Raw genomic sequence first — 16,758 nt, forward strand, 5'->3', positions numbered from 1 at the left:
GGTCAGCATCTCCACCCCTGCCTGCGCGGCGCGGGGGTCGGCGGCGCTGACCATGCCTTGCGTGACGGATTTGGTGGTGGTGCGGGCGTTTGCGGTCGTGGGGAGGGCGAGCGCCGCGGCGGCGAGCAGCAGGATCTTCATCACCGCGGACCCTATCGGCGCGGGTCGGCGGCGCCAAGCCGTAACGTCAGGCGCCGACCGCGTCTGCGACATGGGCGAAGCCGTCGCGGGCGAGCAGCGCGTCGAGCCCATTCAGCATGCGGCCGGGCAGGCCGGGGCCTTCATAGACGAGCGCGGAGTAGAGCTGCACCAGGCTGGCTCCGGCGCGGATGCGGGCATAGGCTTCCTCAGCCGAGCCGATGCCGCCGGCCGCGATCAGGGCGATCTGCGCGCCCGTGGCGCTGCGGAAGGCGGCGAGCTTTTCACGGGCCAGGGGGGCAAGCGGGGCGCCGGACAGGCCGCCGGTTTCGCTTGCGTTGGGGGAGAAAAGGCCGGGACGGGTGATCGTGGTGTTGCCGATGATGATCGCGTCCAGCCGGTGGTCGATCGCGGCGCGGGCGATGTCGTCGATCTGTGCGGTGTCGAGATCGGGGGCAACCTTCAGGAACAGCGGCGTCGTGCCCGCCGCGGCGCGCGAGGCGGCGAGCAGTTCGGCGAGTGCTGCGCCGTGTTGCAGGTCGCGCAGGCCGGGCGTGTTGGGGCTGGAGATGTTGATCGTGACGTAATCGGCGACGGGTGCGGCGGCGCGGACGCCGTGGGTATAGTCGGCGATGCGGTCGGCGGCGTCCTTGTTCGCGCCGACATTGATGCCGAGTGTCGCGGTACGTTTCGCCGTCTTTGCGCGGGCGAGACCGGCGTCGAGGCCGCCATTGTTGAAGCCGTAGCGGTTCACCACGCCCTCGTCCTCGACCAGCCGGAACAGGCGGGGTTTCGGGTTGCCGGGCTGGGGGCGGGGGGTGAGCGTGCCGATCTCGACGCTGCCGAAGCCGAGGCCGGAAAAGCCGGTGATCGCCTGTCCGTCCTTGTCGACGCCCGCGGCGAGGCCGATCGGGTTGGCGAAGTCGATACCGGCGACGCGGGTGGCGAGGCGGGGGAAGCGGCGCGGGTCGACACCAAGCGGGGTGCCCACCGACCCCCAGCGCGACAGCATCGCGATCGTCAGGCCGTGCGCACGCTCGGCATCCATGGCGAACAGGAGGGGGTGGTAAAAGGCCATGGCAGCGGCGTTAGCGGCTTGCGGGGCCTTGCGTAAAGTCGCTCATACTGATCGATACGCTTGGTGCCGCAGCGGCCCGATTTGCGGTTGACGAATCCCGCCCCCATAGCCATTTGCCCAATCGGAACGAAACGGTCCGATTGGAATAGATGCGCCTGTCCAGCCTTGCCGACTATGCGGTCGTGATGATGTCGAGTGCCGCGCGCCTGGATGGCGGGCCGGTGCGGCTGACCGCGACCGTGTTGGCGGGCGAGACGGGGGTGCCGCTGCCCACCGCGCAGAAGCTGGTCAGCCGGCTGTCGGCGGCGGGCCTGATCGAGAGCGCGCGGGGGACCGGCGGCGGCTTTCGGCTGGCGCGCGAGGCGGCGGCGATCAGCCTGGCGGACATCGTCGAGGCGGTCGAAGGGCCGATCGCGATGACGGCCTGTGTCGAGGCGGGCGCGCATGACTGCGCGATCGAGAAGGATTGCCGCATGAAGCCGCACTGGAATGCGGTGAACCATGCGGTCAGGGGCGCGCTGGCGGGCATAACGCTGGCGACGCTGGCGAGCGGGCCGGAAGCGGTTCGGCAGGATTCAGCAAGCGCGCATGATGGCGCGGGGGTGATGGCATAATGGCGACGAAGAATGCCGAGGCCCATGCGGCCGTATCGAAGAAGTACGAGTGGGGCTTTGCCACCGACATCGAGCAGGACTTCGCGCCCAAGGGGCTGAGCGAGGATACGGTTCGCTATATCTCCGCCAAGAAGGGCGAGCCGGAATGGATGCTCGACTGGCGGCTGAAGGCGTTCCGCCTGTGGCAGACGATGGAAGCGCCCGACTGGGCCAAGCTGAACGTGCCGCCGATCGATTATCAGGACGCCTATTACTACGCCGAGCCCAAGGCGAAGGCGACGATCGCCTCGCTCGACGAACTCGATCCCGAGATCCGGCGGACCTACGAGAAGCTGGGCATCCCGATCGAGGAGCAGAAGGTGCTCGCGGGTGTCGAGGGTGCGCGCAAGGTGGCGGTGGACGCGGTGTTCGACTCGGTGTCGGTCGCGACGACGTTTCGGGCCGAGCTGGAAGCGGCTGGGGTCATCTTCCGGTCGATTTCCGAGGCGATCCGAGAATATCCCGATCTGGTCCGCAAGTGGCTGGGCAAGGTGGTGCCGCAGCGGGACAATTATTTCGCGACGCTGAACTCCGCGGTCTTCTCCGACGGGACGTTCGTGTACGTGCCCGAGGGCGTTCGCTGCCCGATGGAGCTTTCCACCTATTTCCGCATCAATGCGGAGAATACGGGGCAGTTCGAGCGGACGCTGATCGTGGCGGACAAGGGCGCCTACGTGTCCTATCTCGAAGGCTGCACCGCGCCGATGCGCGACGAGAACCAGTTGCACGCGGCCGTGGTGGAGCTGGTCGCGCTGGACGATGCCGAGATCAAATATTCGACCGTCCAGAACTGGTATCCGGGCGACGAGAACGGCATCGGCGGCATCTACAACTTCGTCACCAAGCGCGCGCTCTGCCAGGGGCGCAACAGCAAGGTGAGCTGGACGCAGGTGGAGACGGGCTCCGCGATCACGTGGAAATACCCGTCCTGCGTGCTGGCCGGCGACGGATCGGTGGGCGAGTTCTACTCGGTCGCGGTGACGAACAACCGCCAGCAGGCGGATACCGGCACCAAGATGATCCATCTGGGCAAGAATACGCGCTCGACGATCGTGTCGAAGGGCATTTCGGCGGGGCGGTCGGACAACACCTATCGCGGGCTCGTCCGCGTGACGCCGACCGCGGAGAATGTGCGCAACTTCACCCAGTGCGACTCCCTGCTGCTGAGCGACCAGTGCGGGGCGCACACCGTGCCCTATATCGAGGTGAAGAACCCGAGCGCGCAGATCGAGCATGAGGCGACGACCTCGAAGATCAGCGAGGACCAGTTGTTCTACGCGATGAGCCGCGGGCTGGACCAGGAAGCCGCGGTGGCGCTGATCGTCAACGGCTTCGCGCGCGAGGTGTTGCAGCAACTGCCGATGGAATTCGCGGTCGAGGCGCAGAAGCTGCTCGGGATTTCGCTGGAAGGGTCGGTGGGATGACGTTGTCGCCGCGCGACGAAGCCCGGCGCCTCAACCCCCCTCCCCTTCAGGGGAGGGGCCGGGGGTGGGGCGTGTCCGCGAACACCATCGCTCGCGTTCAGGGGCATGCTGTCGCCATGCGGCGCAATCCCACTGAACCCGAGAAGCGCCTTTGGACGCACTTGTCCCGATCGCAGCTCGGGGGTTTCAAGTTTCGGCGTCAGGCGGTCATCGGATCGTTCATCGCTGACTTCCTCTGCCCTGCCGAAAGGCTCGTGATCGAGATCGATGGTCACACCCATGAGGATGCCGACGCTGATCGCAATCGTGACGCTGCCCTAGCCGCACTTGGCTATCGCACGATCCGGTTCACCAATACCGATGTCATGCAGAACGTCGAAGGCGTGCTGATCCGGCTTCGGGAAACCTTACAAGCCTTGTCCTTGCGGCGGGCGCCCCACCCCAACCCCTCCCCTGAAGGGGAGGGGCTAGAGAGATGACGATGCTCAAGATTGAAAACCTCCATGCCGAGATTGACGGCAAGCCGATCCTCAAGGGCCTGTCGCTAGAAGTGGGGGCGGGCGAGATCCATGCGATCATGGGGCCGAACGGCGCTGGCAAGTCGACGCTCGGCTATGTGCTGGGCGGGCGACCCGGCTATGAGGTGACGGCGGGGTCGGTGACGTTCGACGGGCAGGACCTGCTGGAGCTGGAGCCGCATGAGCGCGCGGCGGCGGGCATGTTCCTGGGGTTCCAGTATCCGGTCGAGATTCCGGGCGTGTCGAACGTGCAGTTCCTGCGCGAGAGCCTGAATGCGCAGCGTATCGCGCGCGATGAAAAGCCGCTGTCGGGCGCCGAATTCCTGAAGCTGGCGCGCGCGCAGGCCGATGGGCTGGGACTGGACCAGGAGATGCTGAAGCGCCCGGTCAATGTCGGCTTTTCGGGCGGCGAGAAGAAGCGCAACGAAATGGTGCAGATGGGCATCATCGACCCCAAGTTCGCGATCCTGGACGAGACGGACAGCGGGCTGGACATCGATGCGCTGCGCATCGTGGGCGACGGCATCAACCGGATCATGCGCAAGCCCGACAAGGCGGTGCTGCTGATCACCCACTATCAGCGGCTGCTCGATTATGTGAACCCGGACAAGGTGCACGTGCTGGCCGATGGCCGCATCGTCCGGTCGGGCGGCGCGGAGCTGGCGCTGGAGCTGGAGCGCGAGGGTTACGCCGGGGTGGCCGCATGACGGAAACGCTGGAACTCCCCTCGACGCGTGAGGAGGCGTGGCGCTGGGCCGACATTGCGGCGCTGAAGGCGGCGGCGGAAGCCCCGCGCGGCGCGGCCGAGGATGGCACGCGCCATTTCCTCGACCTGCCCGGTGCGCGGCTGCTGTTCGTTGACGGGGTGCTGGATGAGAGCGCGAGCGACCTGCACCGCGTGACGCTGGGGCCGGTCGATGCAGGGGATCACCCGCTCGGTCGCCATGCGCTGGGGCAGGGCTGGTTGCTCAGGCTGGACGAGGATGCGGTCGCCTGGCCGGTGCAGATCGTCCATGTCGCGACGGGTGCGGCCAATCACCTGCCGGCCGAGATCGTGCTGGGGCCGGATGCGGCGGCGCAGGTGGTGGAAACCTATGTCGGGCGCGGCTGACCAATCGGCTGACGCGCGTGCGGCTGAGCGCTGCGGCGCGGCTGATGCATGCGGTGCGGCTGGTGCAGGAAGAAGGCTTCGTCTCGCTGCGTACCGAGGCGGAGCTGGGCGAGGGGGCGAGCATCGTTGCCACGCATCTGGGCGGTGGTGATGCGGGATCGCGGATCGATGCCGGCATCGTGCTGGCGGGTGACGGCGGCTTTGCCGAGTTCGGCGGCGCGCTGCTGACCCGCGGCAGCCAGCGGCAGGAATGCGCGGTACGCGTGCGGCATGCCGCTCCCAATGGCCAGTCGCATCAGTTGTGGCGGGCGGTGGCGGCGGACACCAGCACGGCGAGCCTCGCCGCGGCGGTCGAGGTGGCGCGTCATGCGCAGAAGACCGATGGCGAGCAATCGCTCCGCGGCCTGCTCCTCCAGCGCACGGCGACGGTGAACCTGAAGCCGGAACTGGAGATCTTCGCCGACGACGTGAAGTGCGCGCATGGCGCCACCGTGGGCGAACTGGATGCGCGCGCGCTGTTCTACATGCAGAGCCGCGGCATCCCGAAGGCGCGGGCGCAGGCGCTGCTGACCCGGGCCTTTGTCGCGGATGCGCTGGAGCGGATCGGTAACGATGTGGTGCGTGCCGCGTTCGAGGCGGATGCCGATGCGTGGCTGGAGCGGGCGTTGTGAGCGTGGCGGACGTCGCCACCCTCGCTGGCGAGCAGCCGCTGGACACGCTGGCCGACTTCCCCGCCATCCCGGCGGGCTGGGCGTATCTGGATACCGCGGCGACGTCGCAAAAGCCGCAGGTCGTGGTGGACGCGATTACCCGCGCCTATGACACCACCTATGCGACCGTGCATCGCGGTGTGTATCAGCGTTCCGCCGACATGACGCTGGCCTATGAGGCGGCGCGGGAGCGGGTGGCGTCGTTCATCAACGCCGGGTCCGAGAACGAGATCGTCTTCACCCGCGGCGCGACCGAGGGGATCAACCTGGTCGCGCAGTGCTGGGCGGGGACGCAGTTGAAGGCGGGCGACCGCATCCTGCTGTCGATGCTGGAGCATCATTCCAACATCGTGCCGTGGCAGATGGTGGCGGAGCGCGTCGGCGCGGCGATCGACGTGGTGCCGCTGACCGAAGACCATCGCATCGACCTGGACGCGATGGCGGCGATGCTGACGCCGCAGCACAAGATCGTCGCGCTGGCGCATGTCTCGAACGTGCTGGGGTCGGTGCTGGATGCGAGGCGTGCCACCGAACTGGCGCACGGCGTGGGCGCGAAGATCCTGATCGACGGATGCCAGGCGGTGCCGCGGATCGCGGTCGACGTGGCCGCGATCGGGTGCGATTTCTACGTCTTCTCCGCGCACAAGCTGTACGGCCCGACCGGCATCGGCGTGTTGTGGGGCAAGCCCGATCTGCTGGATGCGATGCCGCCCTATCAGGGTGGCGGATCGATGATCGACCGGGTGACGTTTGCGCAGACCAGCTATGCACCGGCACCGGGCCGGTTCGAGGCCGGGACGCCGCACATCGTCGGTGCGCTGGGGCTGCATGCCGCGATCGACTATGTCGAAGGGCTGGGCCTCGAGCATATCCATGCGCATGAGACCGCGCTGGTGCGCGCGACGCGGGAGGCCCTGTCGGGGATCAACAGCGTGCGTGTGCTGGGGCCGGAGGATTCGGCCGGTATCGTCAGCTTCACGATTCAAGGGGTTCATCCCCACGATATCGGCACCATATTGGACGAGGGCCGGGTGGCGATCCGCGCCGGGCATCACTGCGCACAGCCGCTGATGGAGGCGCTGGGCGTGCCTGCCACTGCGCGGGCAAGCTTCGGCGTGTATAACGGGCCGCAGGATGTCGACGCGCTGGTCGCCGGCATTGCGCGCGTCACGAGGATATTCGGATGAGCTACGAAGTCGAACAGGTGGAAAGCGTGGCGCAGCCCCCCAAGGCGCGGGTCGGCGATGCGCCGCTTGCCGCCACACCGGAAGCGCCTGCGGAGCGGCGGCGCGATTATCTGGACGGGTTCCTGACGCAGAAGCCGGTGGGCGATGCGCCGCACGAGCCGGGCGGTGCGCTGTACGAGGGCGTGATCGACGCGCTGAAGGACATTTTCGATCCCGAGATTCCGGTCAACATCTATGACCTGGGGCTGATCTACGGCGTCGAGATCAGCGCGGACGGGCATGCCGTGGTGATGATGACGCTGACCACGCCGCACTGCCCGGTCGCCGAATCGATGCCGGGCGAGGTGGAGTTGCGGGTGTCGGCGGTGCCGGGGATCGCGACGGCGGACGTGAACCTGATCTGGGATCCGCCATGGGACCCGCAGAAGATGTCCGACGATGCCAAGCTGGAACTCGGAATGCTGTGATGGGCGCTCCCCCCGCATGTCGGGGGGAGGGGAGATGAAGAGATGACGACCGCCACCACCACGACCCTGCGCCCGCGCCCCGCGGCGTTGAACCTGACCACGTCCGCGCTGGCGCGGATCGCGGACCTGATGGCGCGCGCGCCCGATGGATCGGTCGGCGTGAAGCTGTCGACGCCGCGGCGCGGCTGCTCGGGCCTGGCCTATTCGGTGGACTATGTGACCGAAGCCAAGCCGTTCGACGAGCGGATCGATACGCCCGGCGGCACGCTGTTCGTCGATGGCGGGTCGATCCTGTATCTGATCGGATCGACGATGGACTGGGTGGAGGATGATTTCACCGCAGGCTTCGTCTTCCAGAACCCCAATGCCAAGGGCGCGTGCGGCTGCGGCGAGAGCTTTACCGTCTAGCTTACGGCGTTCGCCGCATCGCCCGGAAAGCGGCGTAGCGGTTCAGCAGGTCGTGGATGATCTGATCGCCGGTGTAGCCGGTGATGTCGTGCGGGGTGTCGCCGTCCGCGGTCTGCGCGATGGCACGGTAGTGGCGGCTTTCCCTCGCCAGTGCCTTGCGGCTTTCCGCCCAGGCGAAGCTGGGCGCGCGGAAACCGCGCAGGCGGACGCTGTAGCGGAAGGTCGCCTGCTCGCCGTGCGGTAGCAGCAGGTCGGTGCGGTCGTCATATTCGATCAGCTCGGGCGTCAAACCGCTATCCTTCAATTGCGCGATGACGGCCCCCAGGGCGGGGTGCACGGTGCTCCGCATGAACTGTTCGATACCGGCGCGGTCGTGGAAGCCGGTGATCGCCGCCAGCCTTTGCTGCCATGTCATGCCAGGCCCCTGCGCCGATGCGGTCCCGCCGGCCGACAGGTCCGACGCACCGGTGATGGCCTCGCTCTGGAGCGCGCGGAGCAGGCCGTAGCAGATGAAGATCATGATGACCGCGAAGGGCAGCGCGCTGACGATCGCGGCGGTCTGCAACGCCTCCAGCCCGCCCGCGACCAGCAGGACGGCGGCCACCGCGCCGCCCAGCACCGCCCAGAAGATGCGCTGCCACACCGGCGAATCCTCGCGTGCGCCCGAGGTGATGGTATCCACCACCAGCGCGCCGGAATCGGCGGAGGTGACGAAGAAGAACATGACGAGCAGTGTCGCCAGCCCCGATGCGATGGTGCCGAAGGGGAGTTGCTCCAGCATCACGAACAGCGCGACCGGCATTTGTTCGGATACGATATCGGCCAAGGGCACGGTGCCGGCCATGTCGAGCGCGATGGCGGTGTTGCCGAACACCGTCATCCATAGAAAGGTGAACGCCACCGGCACCAGCAACACGCCCGTCACAAACTCGCGGATCGTTCGTCCGCGTGAGATGCGGGCGATGAACATGCCGACGAACGGCGACCAGGCGATCCACCAGCCCCAATAGAACAACGTCCACTCGCCGAGCCATGGATTGGGGCGATAGGCATAGGTGCGCAGCGTGCGGCGCACCACCTCGCTGAGATAGGAGCCGACATTCTGGACGAATGCCTGAAGCAGAAAGACGGTCGACCCTGCCACCAGCACGAAGACGAGCAACAGCACGGCCAGCGCGATGTTGATCTCCGACAGGCGCTTGATGCCGCTGTCGAGGCTCGAGACCACCGATAGCGTGGCCGCGCCAGTGATGAGGGCGATGAGGGCGACCTGGACCAGCGTGGTGTTGGGGAGGCCGAACAGGTGGGTGAAGCCGGCGTTGACCTGTAGTACGCCGAGGCCGAGCGAGGTGGCGACGCCGAAGATCGTGCCGATGACGGCGAAGATGTCGATGGCATGGCCGATCGGGCCGTTGATGCGGGTGCCGAGCAGCGGGTGCAGCGTCGAGCGTACCGTCAGCGGCAGGTTACGCCTGAACGCGAAATAGGCCAGCGCGAGCCCGACGACGATGTAGATCGCCCAGGCGTGCAGGCCCCAGTGGAAGAAGGTGAGGACCATCGCCTCCTGCGCGGCGGCCAGGGTGCGGCCCTCGCCCAGCGGCGGCGTGGCATAATGCTGGATCGGTTCGGCCACGCCGAAGAAGATCAGGCCGATGCCCATGCCGGCGCTGAACAGCATCGCGAACCACGAAGGGTAGCTGTAGTCCGGCTCGCTGTCGTCCGGCCCGAGTTTCACGTTGCCGTAGCGACTGAACATCAGGAACAGCACGAAGATCAGGAAGCCGGCGACCGACGCGATGTAGAACCAGCCGAAATCATGCACGATCTCGGCCTGGATATGATCGAAGGCGGCCCCCATCGCGCGCGGGAACAGCGCGCCCATCAGGGCAAAGGCGATCGTCAGCCCGGCCGAGATGAAGAAGACCGGCGGGTTGGCGCGGATCCACGGCGCGGACGCCTTGTCGATATCGTCCCGCTCGGGAGGCGTGTCGGTGGCCATGTGCCTGTATAGACCAGCAAAGCGCGGCATGCGAGCGCGCGCTTCAATCGATTTGCACCGCTTCGTCAGCGGGTGGTCGCAACCACTGGCCCACCAGCCATGCCGCGGGCCATGCGAGCAGGGGATAGACCAGGAAGCTGTACCGGGGCATCGGCTGGAACATGGCGAACTGCAGCGCGAGCGCGGCCACATAGAGGGCAACCGGAATGAACATGCGTTGCCGACGCATGATGCCGACGATCAGGCCCGCCAGCCCCAGCATCGATACGGCACAGGCGATCAGCGAACGGGCGGTACGCATCCCTTCCCATCCGGTGAAGTAGAATTGCCAGGGCTGCGGCGCGAGAAACTCGACGAGATGGCGGAGGTAGAGCCGCAGCACCGCGCGTGGATGTTGCGCCATCCAATCCAGCGTCGTCCGTTGCAGGGCGAGAGCGTAGGCGCGCTCGCCATAGCGCCGCACCGCCGCCTGTGCCCGGTGGCTGGCGGCGGGGTGAACCTCGAACAGACGCGCGTTGAAGCGATCTTCCGGCGCCGTTCCGTCCACCGCCTGCGGGTAGTTCGCCATGGCAAGCTCGACACCCAGATTGCTGCGCGACGGCAGCGCCACGCCGATGGCGGCTTCGTTGCGCACCGCCCAGGCCAGCGACATCGCCGAAAATGCCACCAGGCCGATCGCCAGGACGATCATCGTGGAGCGCATCGCCAGGTGATGCCAGGCGGTCCATCCCCAGGCGACTGCCACGGCAAGCCCGACGGGCGGCGCGACAAAGGTCAGCAGCGCGCCGGTGAGAGCAATGGAAAGCAGGCCGATCATGGCGGGTGAGGCGCCCCGATGCACGGTCATCATCCAGCGGATATGGCAAGCGGCCAGCAACAGCGCCGTGCCCCCTTCCCAATAGCGGAAATCGATAACCTCCTGCGGCACGAAGATCGGCAGCAGGAACAGGATGGCCGCGCCGCCCCGCAGTCCGATCCTGTCCAGGCCGGCATGTCCGTAAGCGGACAACAGGATGAGATAGGCCAGGAAGACCTGCCCTATCGACCAGAGCGTCAGCACGGTGGCAGATGCGCGCGTGGCGACGCCCAGCCACCGCATCACCCATCCCGCAACGGCCGGGTTCAGCGGCATCAGGTGCGCGGTCGGACCCTGACCGGGGAAATAGGCATCCGCCAGCATACCGGTGCGGGCAAAGGCGATCGCGACGTCGCACGCCTCGGCCGCCGACAGCGCGACGAACGGCGCACCGTGGATGATCGTCAGCCACAGCAGGCGAAGGAACAGCCCGGCGGCGAGCAGGCCGACTATCATCCGGTCGAGACATGGATGCGGCGCCCTCATGCTCGCGCCTCGTACCGGCGGGACACTAAGATCGCGTAACGCCCCACGAAAAAGGCCCGCCCTCCGCTGATCGGAGGACGGGCCTTTCTTCATTTGGCCGAAGCCGCCGCGATCAGGCGGCGAGCTTGCGGAGCACGTACTGAAGGATGCCGCCGTTCAGGAAATATTCCAGCTCGTTGACGGTATCGATCCGGCAACGGGTCTGGAAGGTCTCGGTGGCGCCGTCCGCGCGGACCAGCGTCACCTCGACATCCTGGCGGGGGCGCAGGCCGGCGACGTTCTGGATGGTGAACGTCTCGGTGCCGTCCAGCTTCAGCGTCTGGCGGGTCACGCCTTCGGCGAACTGGAGCGGCAGTACGCCCATGCCGACGAGATTCGAGCGGTGGATACGCTCGAAGCTTTCCGCGATCACCGCGCGCACGCCGAGCAGGTTGGTGCCCTTGGCCGCCCAGTCGCGCGACGAGCCCGTGCCATATTCCTTGCCCGCGACGACGACGAGCGGCGTGCCGTCCGCCTTGTGACGCATCGCGGCGTCGTAGATCGGCATGACCTCGCCCTCATACTGGGTCATGCCGCCTTCGACGCCCGGCACCATCTCGTTCTTGATACGGATGTTGGCGAAGGTGCCGCGGACCATGACATGGTCGTTGCCGCGACGCGCGCCGTAGCTGTTGAAGTCCTTCTTCGAAACCTGGCGCTCCATCAGCCACTTGCCCGCCGGGCTGTCTGCCTTGATCGAGCCTGCGGGGCTGATGTGGTCGGTGGTGATCGAGTCGCCGAGGATGGCGAGCGGCTTGGCCTCGATGATGTCGGTCGTCGGCTTCGGCGTCATCTCCATGCCCTCGAAATAGGGCGGGTTGGCGACATAGGTCGAAGCGGCGGGCCAGCTATAGGTGTCCGAGCCCGTGACGTCGATCGCCGACCACCTGGCGTCGCCGGCATAGACGTTGCCGTAGCGCGAACGGAACATCTCGTCGTCGATGTTCGCATCCATCAGGGTGCGGACTTCCTCGTTCGAGGGCCAGATGTCCTTGAGATAGACGTCCTGGCCGTCCTTGCCCTGGCCGATCGGGGTGTCGCGCATGTCCTGCGTGACGGTGCCCTTCAGCGCGTAGGCGACGACGAGCGGCGGCGACGCGAGGAAGTTGGCGCGCACGTCCGGCGAGACGCGACCCTCGAAGTTGCGGTTGCCCGACAGGACCGAGGCGGCGACCAGATCATGGTCGTTGATCGCGGTCGAGATCGGACCCGGCAGCGGACCCGAATTGCCGATGCAGGTGGTGCAGCCATAGCCGACGAGATTGAAGCCGATCGCGTCGAGGTCGGCGGTAAGGCCGGCCTTGTTGAGATAGTCGGTCACGACCTGGCTGCCGGGGGCGAGCGAGGTCTTCACCCAGGGCTTGGGCTTCAGGCCGAGCGCGTTCGCCTTGCGCGCGACGAGGCCGGCGGCGACCAGCACCGACGGGTTCGAGGTGTTGGTGCAGCTGGTGATCGCGGCGATCACCACGTCACCGTCGCCGATGTCGTGGCCACGCTCGGCCACGTCGACGCGCTCCGGACGCTCCTTGTGGTAGATCTTGAACAGGTCGCCGTTGAAGACCTCGTCCACCTTGGTGAGCGCAACCTTGTCCTGCGGACGCTTCGGGCCGGCGAGCGACGGCACGACCGTCGACATGTCCAGCTCCAGCGTGTCGGTGAACACGGGGTCCGCCGCATCGTCATGACGCCAGAAGCCGTTCGCCTTGGCATAAGCCTCGACCAGCGCGATGTTCTCGTCCGAACGCGCGGTCAGGCGCATATAGTCGAGCGTCTTGTCGTCGACGGGGAAGAAGCCGCAGGTCGCGCCATATTCGGGCGCCATGTTGGCGATCGTCGCACGGTCGGCGAGCGTCATTGACGACAGGCCGGGGCCGTAGAACTCGACAAAGCGGCCGACCACGCCCTTGGCGCGCAGCATCTGGGTGATGGTCAGCACCAGGTCGGTGGCGGTGATGCCTTCCTGAAGCGCGCCGGTCAGCTTGAAGCCGACGACTTCGGGGATCAGCATCGACACCGGCTGGCCGAGCATCGCGGCCTCCGCCTCGATACCGCCGACGCCCCAGCCGAGCACGCCCAGGCCGTTGATCATCGTGGTGTGGCTGTCGGTGCCGACCAGCGTGTCCGGATAGGCGATCGCGGCGGTGCCGGTGGCGTTCTCGCCGGCTTCGGTCGAGGACCAGATCGCCTGACCGATATATTCCAGGTTCACCTGGTGGCAGATGCCCGTGCCCGGCGGGACCACCGAGAAGTTGTCCAGTGCCTTGGAGCCCCACTTCAGGAACTCGTAGCGCTCCATGTTGCGCTGATATTCCAGATCGACATTCTCTTCGAACGCCTGCGGCGTGCCGAACTCGTCCACCATGACCGAATGGTCGATGACGAGGTGGACGGGCACCTGCGGATTGATCTTGGCCGGGTTGCCGCCAAGCTTGGTGATCGCATCGCGCATCGCGGCGAGATCGACCACGCAAGGGACCCCGGTGAAGTCCTGCATCAGCACGCGGGCCGGGCGATACTGGATCTCGCGATCCGACCGCTGCGTCTTCTGCCAGTCGACGATCGCCTGGATATCCTCGCGCGTGACGGTCTTGCCGTCCTCGAAGCGCAGCAGGTTCTCCAGCAACACCTTCATCGAGAAGGGCAGGCGGCTGATGTCGCCGAGTTGGTCCGCCGCTTTGGCGAGGCTGTAATAGTCATAGGTCTTGCCCGCGACGTCGAGCGTCGAACGGGTCTTCAGGCTGTCCTGGCCGATGGCAGTCATGCGCGTCCCTTCAAGATAAGCCGGCGGCTCGGGGGACGCGGCGGAAGAAGGCCGCGCAAGCGCGCCGGATATGAAACCGGTTGCCGCAGGCCCTTAGCAATGCGTGGGGCCGGGGGGAAGGGCCGCAGGCGGGTAAGTGGAAGGAACCCGAAAAGGTGGGGAACAGGCCGCCCCCATCAACGGTTGGACCGCGCACTACGGGAGCATCGACGATGAGCAAGCCTTCGGCCATGCCCATGCTGATTCTCTCCGGTCTGGCCGGGGCGCTGGCAAGCGTCACCGCGGGGGTGCTGATCGGCGAGTATACGGTATCGGGCACCAATCCTTTAAGTGTGTCGGCATGGCATGCACCAGCACCCCCCGGTGCCGGGCGCGTTCCTGACGACGATGCCGATCCGTTCGGTTCGGCAAGCCAGGTCACCTCGTGACGAAACCGCGCGATCCGCAAACGGGGCCAGACCGGATCGTCGCCATCGGCCTGTTGACGCAGCGCGACCTGGATGTGCTGGGTTCGGGTTTTCGCCGGTCCTTCTCGGTGGAGGACGATCACGCCTTCGCCGATCTGCTGGAGGCGCTGGACGAGATCGAGGAGGTTTCCGTTACCCTGCCCCCCGATTGAGAGGGGCAGCCTTGCGTTCATGGCTTTCATGCCCCGTGATCCAACCCGCTCCGTTTCGGTGCGACCCTGTTCACCGGTCGTCCTGCGGGTTGGATAATTCCCGTCCTTGACGCTAGGGCGGAGCCAAGGCGGCCGGGGCGGCGCGCCGGGATGGGGATCATGACGCCCGAACGTTTCGACCTTTTGACCCGCCGGCATCGCGAATGCCTGCGCGGTGTCCGTGAACTAAAAGGCTCCAAGGAAATCGCGGCCGAGCTTGGCCTCGGCAAGTCTACGGTGGACGGCTATCTGACGGAGGCCGTGCGCCTGCTGGGTGCGCGCAATCGCCGGGATGCGGCGCTGATGCTGGCCGAGCATGAGGCGGCAGAAGCCAGGGAAGTCACTGAAAAAGAAGAAAATACTGACCCCGATAAAATCATGCATGATTCTGCGCGGCTGGTTTCGCCGGCCGATGCCGTGCCAATCCCATCGGCACCGGATGGGAGTACGGTCGGCGGGGCGGTGTCAGCAGGCCATGTTTCGGCACCGCCCCGTTTGAATTTGCCCATCCGGCGGCGTGGACAGCAACGCAATGACATGGGGCTGGTCGAACGACTGCTCTGGATACCCACCATCGCGGTCGGGCTGGCCATCGGCTTCGGCATGTTGGCGACCGGACTGGACGTGATGACGCGGGTGATCAACGCGGTGGCGGGCCATGCCGGTTAGCAACCGGTGGCGTGCGGCGATGCCGGCGCAGGGGATGGCATGATGAATAACGAGCATATGGCGGCGGTCGACGTCACGCAGCTTCTGTGGAAGCTGGAAGAGCAACTGGACGCGGCCTTCGCGACCAGCGGCGAACTGGCGGCGGCATTGCCGCGTGCCCGGATGGCGGCACGGCTTCCCGCGATTGCGGGGCAGCAGGCGTTCGAACTGGTCAGCCAGGCGATGATGGCGATCGGCGCCGCGCGCGGCCATACCGTGCAGGGGCACCGCGTTCTGGAAAAGGTCGGCCGCACGATCGGGTACGACGCCGATTATGGCGACACCCGTCCCAAGCCCGATTTCATGCCGAGCGCATCCATCAAGACCGCGGCCGATACCGGCCATCTGCGCGTCGCGGCCTGAAGCATGCGCGGCGTGCCCCGATCGACCCATGACCGGCGGGGCATGCCGTGACCCATATCTATGTCTTTCATGCTTTTCAGGCGCTGGTCTGCATCTATGCGCTGGTCGCTGGCGGAAAACCGGAACGGGCGGTGGCGGTGATGTTGCTGGTGGCGTCCTTTGCCACGCTGGCGTTGCCGTTCGATGCGCGCAGCTTCCATGCGCTGGAGGTGGTGGGCCTGATCATCGATCTGGGCCTGATGGGGGGATTGGTCGCGGTGGCGCTGGTCGCCAATCGCTTCTGGCCGTTGTGGCTGGCTGCGATCCACCTGCTCGCCATCGGCATACACGGGGTGAAGGCACTCGATGCCGGCCTGATGCCGTGGATGTACGCCGGGGCAGGAGGCAAGCTCGCCTATCCGATGCTCATCATCCTGGCGGCGGGCGTGATGCGGCATCGTACCCGCATCGTCCGCCAGGGCAGCGATCCCGACTGGTCCTGGCGTGTGGAGGGCGGACGATGACCCTGTGTCTCTATCGGTGGTCCGCCGAGGACCGCGACGCGTTCGAACGGTTCACGGCGACGCTGACCGATCTTCAGGCGCGCGTTCGGGCGGCATCCGGCCATGATACCGGCGTGCCGGTACCCCGGGGACCGCGCCGCCCGAGCCTGATGGAGCGTGCGCAGGCGCTGCGCAATCACCGGCGCCATCGCGCGGCCGTTGCCGGGGAGCTTGCGGAACTGTTCGCGGATCCGGCCTGGGACCTGTTGCTGGCGCTCTACATATCGGGCGGCCGGACGACGGCATCGGCGCTGGCAGCGGAGGCCGGAGTGGCCGACCGACTGGCGGGGCGCTGGATAGGCGCCTTGGCGGCGCGCGATCTGGTGCGATCGGACGGCGGTGATGTGGTGCTGACCGATCAGGGGCGGAGCTTCCTCACGCGCTACCTCGATTCGCTCTGAAGCCACGCAACCCGTCGCGTCGCCGTGGGTTGATGCAGGATAAGACGGGAGAGGAGCAGATGATGGCCGACACGAATGATGCTGGAAATACCGGCGGCGCGGGTGCGATCGGCGGCGATATGGCGTCGGGTATGCGCAACTTTTCGGACCAGATGAAGGGCGCGGGCGATGCGATGAAGGCGTCCGGGCAGAAGATGGCAGAAGGCGGCTCGACCATCGGGCTCAAGATGCTGGACCAGGCCGAATCGAAT

Annotated in this window: 19 protein-coding genes and 1 pseudogene; 16 read left to right on the top strand and 4 right to left on the bottom strand. The window is 66.7% G+C overall.

The features are described from left to right. Positions 1–187: 187 nt before the first annotated feature. Positions 188–1,216 (bottom strand): quinone-dependent dihydroorotate dehydrogenase, encoded by a 1,029-nt coding sequence (locus Q0U08_RS09335; RefSeq protein ID WP_298091157.1) that lies wholly within the window; start codon positions 1,214–1,216, stop codon positions 188–190. 149 nt (positions 1,217–1,365) lie between these two features. On the opposite strand from Q0U08_RS09335, the gene Q0U08_RS09340 reads away from it, so the two are divergent. From Q0U08_RS09340 to Q0U08_RS09375, 9 genes are all read left to right on the top strand, one after another. Beyond that, positions 1,366–1,830 carry an Rrf2 family transcriptional regulator gene (locus Q0U08_RS09340; RefSeq protein WP_298091159.1) on the top strand — a complete coding sequence of 155 codons (465 nt, stop codon included), beginning with the start codon at positions 1,366–1,368 and terminating at the stop codon, positions 1,828–1,830. Beyond that, complete coding sequence (sufB, locus tag Q0U08_RS09345) at positions 1,830–3,293, top strand: Fe-S cluster assembly protein SufB (protein WP_298091161.1); 1,464 nt, start codon at positions 1,830–1,832, stop codon at positions 3,291–3,293. The genes Q0U08_RS09340 and sufB overlap by 1 nt, the downstream gene beginning before the upstream one ends. A 71-nt stretch (positions 3,294–3,364) precedes the next feature. Continuing rightward, positions 3,365–3,772, top strand: a complete 408-nt coding sequence (locus tag Q0U08_RS09350; RefSeq protein WP_298091163.1) for an endonuclease domain-containing protein — start codon at positions 3,365–3,367, stop codon at positions 3,770–3,772. A gap of 2 nt (positions 3,773–3,774) precedes the next feature. Continuing rightward, on the top strand, positions 3,775–4,518 hold the full coding sequence (gene sufC / locus Q0U08_RS09355; protein ID WP_298091165.1) for a Fe-S cluster assembly ATPase SufC: 744 nt from the start codon (positions 3,775–3,777) through the stop codon (positions 4,516–4,518). Then, positions 4,515–4,922, top strand: coding sequence for a hypothetical protein (locus Q0U08_RS19855; protein ID WP_367271110.1), 408 nt, complete (start codon positions 4,515–4,517; stop codon positions 4,920–4,922). The genes sufC and Q0U08_RS19855 overlap by 4 nt, the downstream gene beginning before the upstream one ends. Positions 4,923–4,939: 17 nt before the next feature. Continuing rightward, positions 4,940–5,593 (top strand): SufD family Fe-S cluster assembly protein, encoded by a 654-nt coding sequence (locus Q0U08_RS19860; protein ID WP_367271111.1) that lies wholly within the window; start codon positions 4,940–4,942, stop codon positions 5,591–5,593. Between the two features lie 2 nt (positions 5,594–5,595). Continuing rightward, on the top strand, positions 5,596–6,819 hold the full coding sequence (locus Q0U08_RS09365) for an aminotransferase class V-fold PLP-dependent enzyme (RefSeq protein WP_298091177.1): 1,224 nt from the start codon (positions 5,596–5,598) through the stop codon (positions 6,817–6,819). Continuing rightward, complete coding sequence (locus tag Q0U08_RS09370) at positions 6,816–7,286, top strand: SUF system Fe-S cluster assembly protein (RefSeq protein WP_298091166.1); 471 nt, start codon at positions 6,816–6,818, stop codon at positions 7,284–7,286. Before Q0U08_RS09365 ends, Q0U08_RS09370 begins: the two co-directional genes overlap by 4 nt. 42 nt (positions 7,287–7,328) lie before the next feature. Next, on the top strand, positions 7,329–7,694 hold the full coding sequence (locus tag Q0U08_RS09375) for an iron-sulfur cluster assembly accessory protein (RefSeq protein WP_298091167.1): 366 nt from the start codon (positions 7,329–7,331) through the stop codon (positions 7,692–7,694). Between the two features lies 1 nt (position 7,695). On the opposite strand, the gene Q0U08_RS09380 is transcribed toward Q0U08_RS09375, so the two are convergent. The 3 genes from Q0U08_RS09380 to acnA form a co-directional block, all read right to left on the bottom strand. Next, positions 7,696–9,693: a BCCT family transporter gene (locus tag Q0U08_RS09380; protein WP_298091168.1), complete on the bottom strand. Its 1,998-nt coding sequence runs from the start codon at positions 9,691–9,693 to the stop codon at positions 7,696–7,698. A 43-nt stretch (positions 9,694–9,736) separates the two neighbouring features. Beyond that, positions 9,737–11,035 carry a hypothetical protein gene (locus Q0U08_RS09385; RefSeq protein ID WP_298091169.1) on the bottom strand — a complete coding sequence of 433 codons (1,299 nt, stop codon included), beginning with the start codon at positions 11,033–11,035 and terminating at the stop codon, positions 9,737–9,739. Positions 11,036–11,147: 112 nt separating this feature from the next. Beyond that, positions 11,148–13,835 (bottom strand): aconitate hydratase AcnA, encoded by a 2,688-nt coding sequence (acnA, locus tag Q0U08_RS09390; protein ID WP_298091170.1) that lies wholly within the window; start codon positions 13,833–13,835, stop codon positions 11,148–11,150. Between the two features lie 212 nt (positions 13,836–14,047). On the opposite strand from acnA, the gene Q0U08_RS09395 reads away from it, so the two are divergent. The 7 genes and pseudogenes from Q0U08_RS09395 to Q0U08_RS09425 form a co-directional block, all read left to right on the top strand. Next, positions 14,048–14,263 (top strand): hypothetical protein, encoded by a 216-nt coding sequence (locus Q0U08_RS09395; protein WP_298091171.1) that lies wholly within the window; start codon positions 14,048–14,050, stop codon positions 14,261–14,263. Further along, positions 14,260–14,454: a hypothetical protein gene (locus Q0U08_RS09400; protein WP_298091172.1), complete on the top strand. Its 195-nt coding sequence runs from the start codon at positions 14,260–14,262 to the stop codon at positions 14,452–14,454. The genes Q0U08_RS09395 and Q0U08_RS09400 overlap by 4 nt, the downstream gene beginning before the upstream one ends. Positions 14,455–14,613: 159 nt before the next feature. Then, positions 14,614–15,162, top strand: coding sequence for a helix-turn-helix transcriptional regulator (locus Q0U08_RS09405; protein ID WP_298091173.1), 549 nt, complete (start codon positions 14,614–14,616; stop codon positions 15,160–15,162). A 39-nt stretch (positions 15,163–15,201) separates the two neighbouring features. Further along, positions 15,202–15,564 (top strand): hypothetical protein, encoded by a 363-nt coding sequence (locus tag Q0U08_RS09410; RefSeq protein WP_298091174.1) that lies wholly within the window; start codon positions 15,202–15,204, stop codon positions 15,562–15,564. Between the two features lie 47 nt (positions 15,565–15,611). Continuing rightward, positions 15,612–16,067: a hypothetical protein gene (locus Q0U08_RS09415; RefSeq protein ID WP_298091175.1), complete on the top strand. Its 456-nt coding sequence runs from the start codon at positions 15,612–15,614 to the stop codon at positions 16,065–16,067. Then, entirely contained in the window at positions 16,064–16,507 is a 444-nt protein-coding gene (locus tag Q0U08_RS09420; protein WP_298091176.1) for a hypothetical protein, read from the top strand. The genes Q0U08_RS09415 and Q0U08_RS09420 overlap by 4 nt, the downstream gene beginning before the upstream one ends. A 62-nt stretch (positions 16,508–16,569) precedes the next feature. Continuing rightward, positions 16,570–16,758, top strand: a pseudogene (locus Q0U08_RS09425) (hypothetical protein); the annotation flags it as partial.

The organism is uncultured Sphingomonas sp., from assembly GCF_946477935.1.
In the GTDB taxonomy this organism is placed as follows: domain Bacteria; phylum Pseudomonadota; class Alphaproteobacteria; order Sphingomonadales; family Sphingomonadaceae; genus Sphingomonas.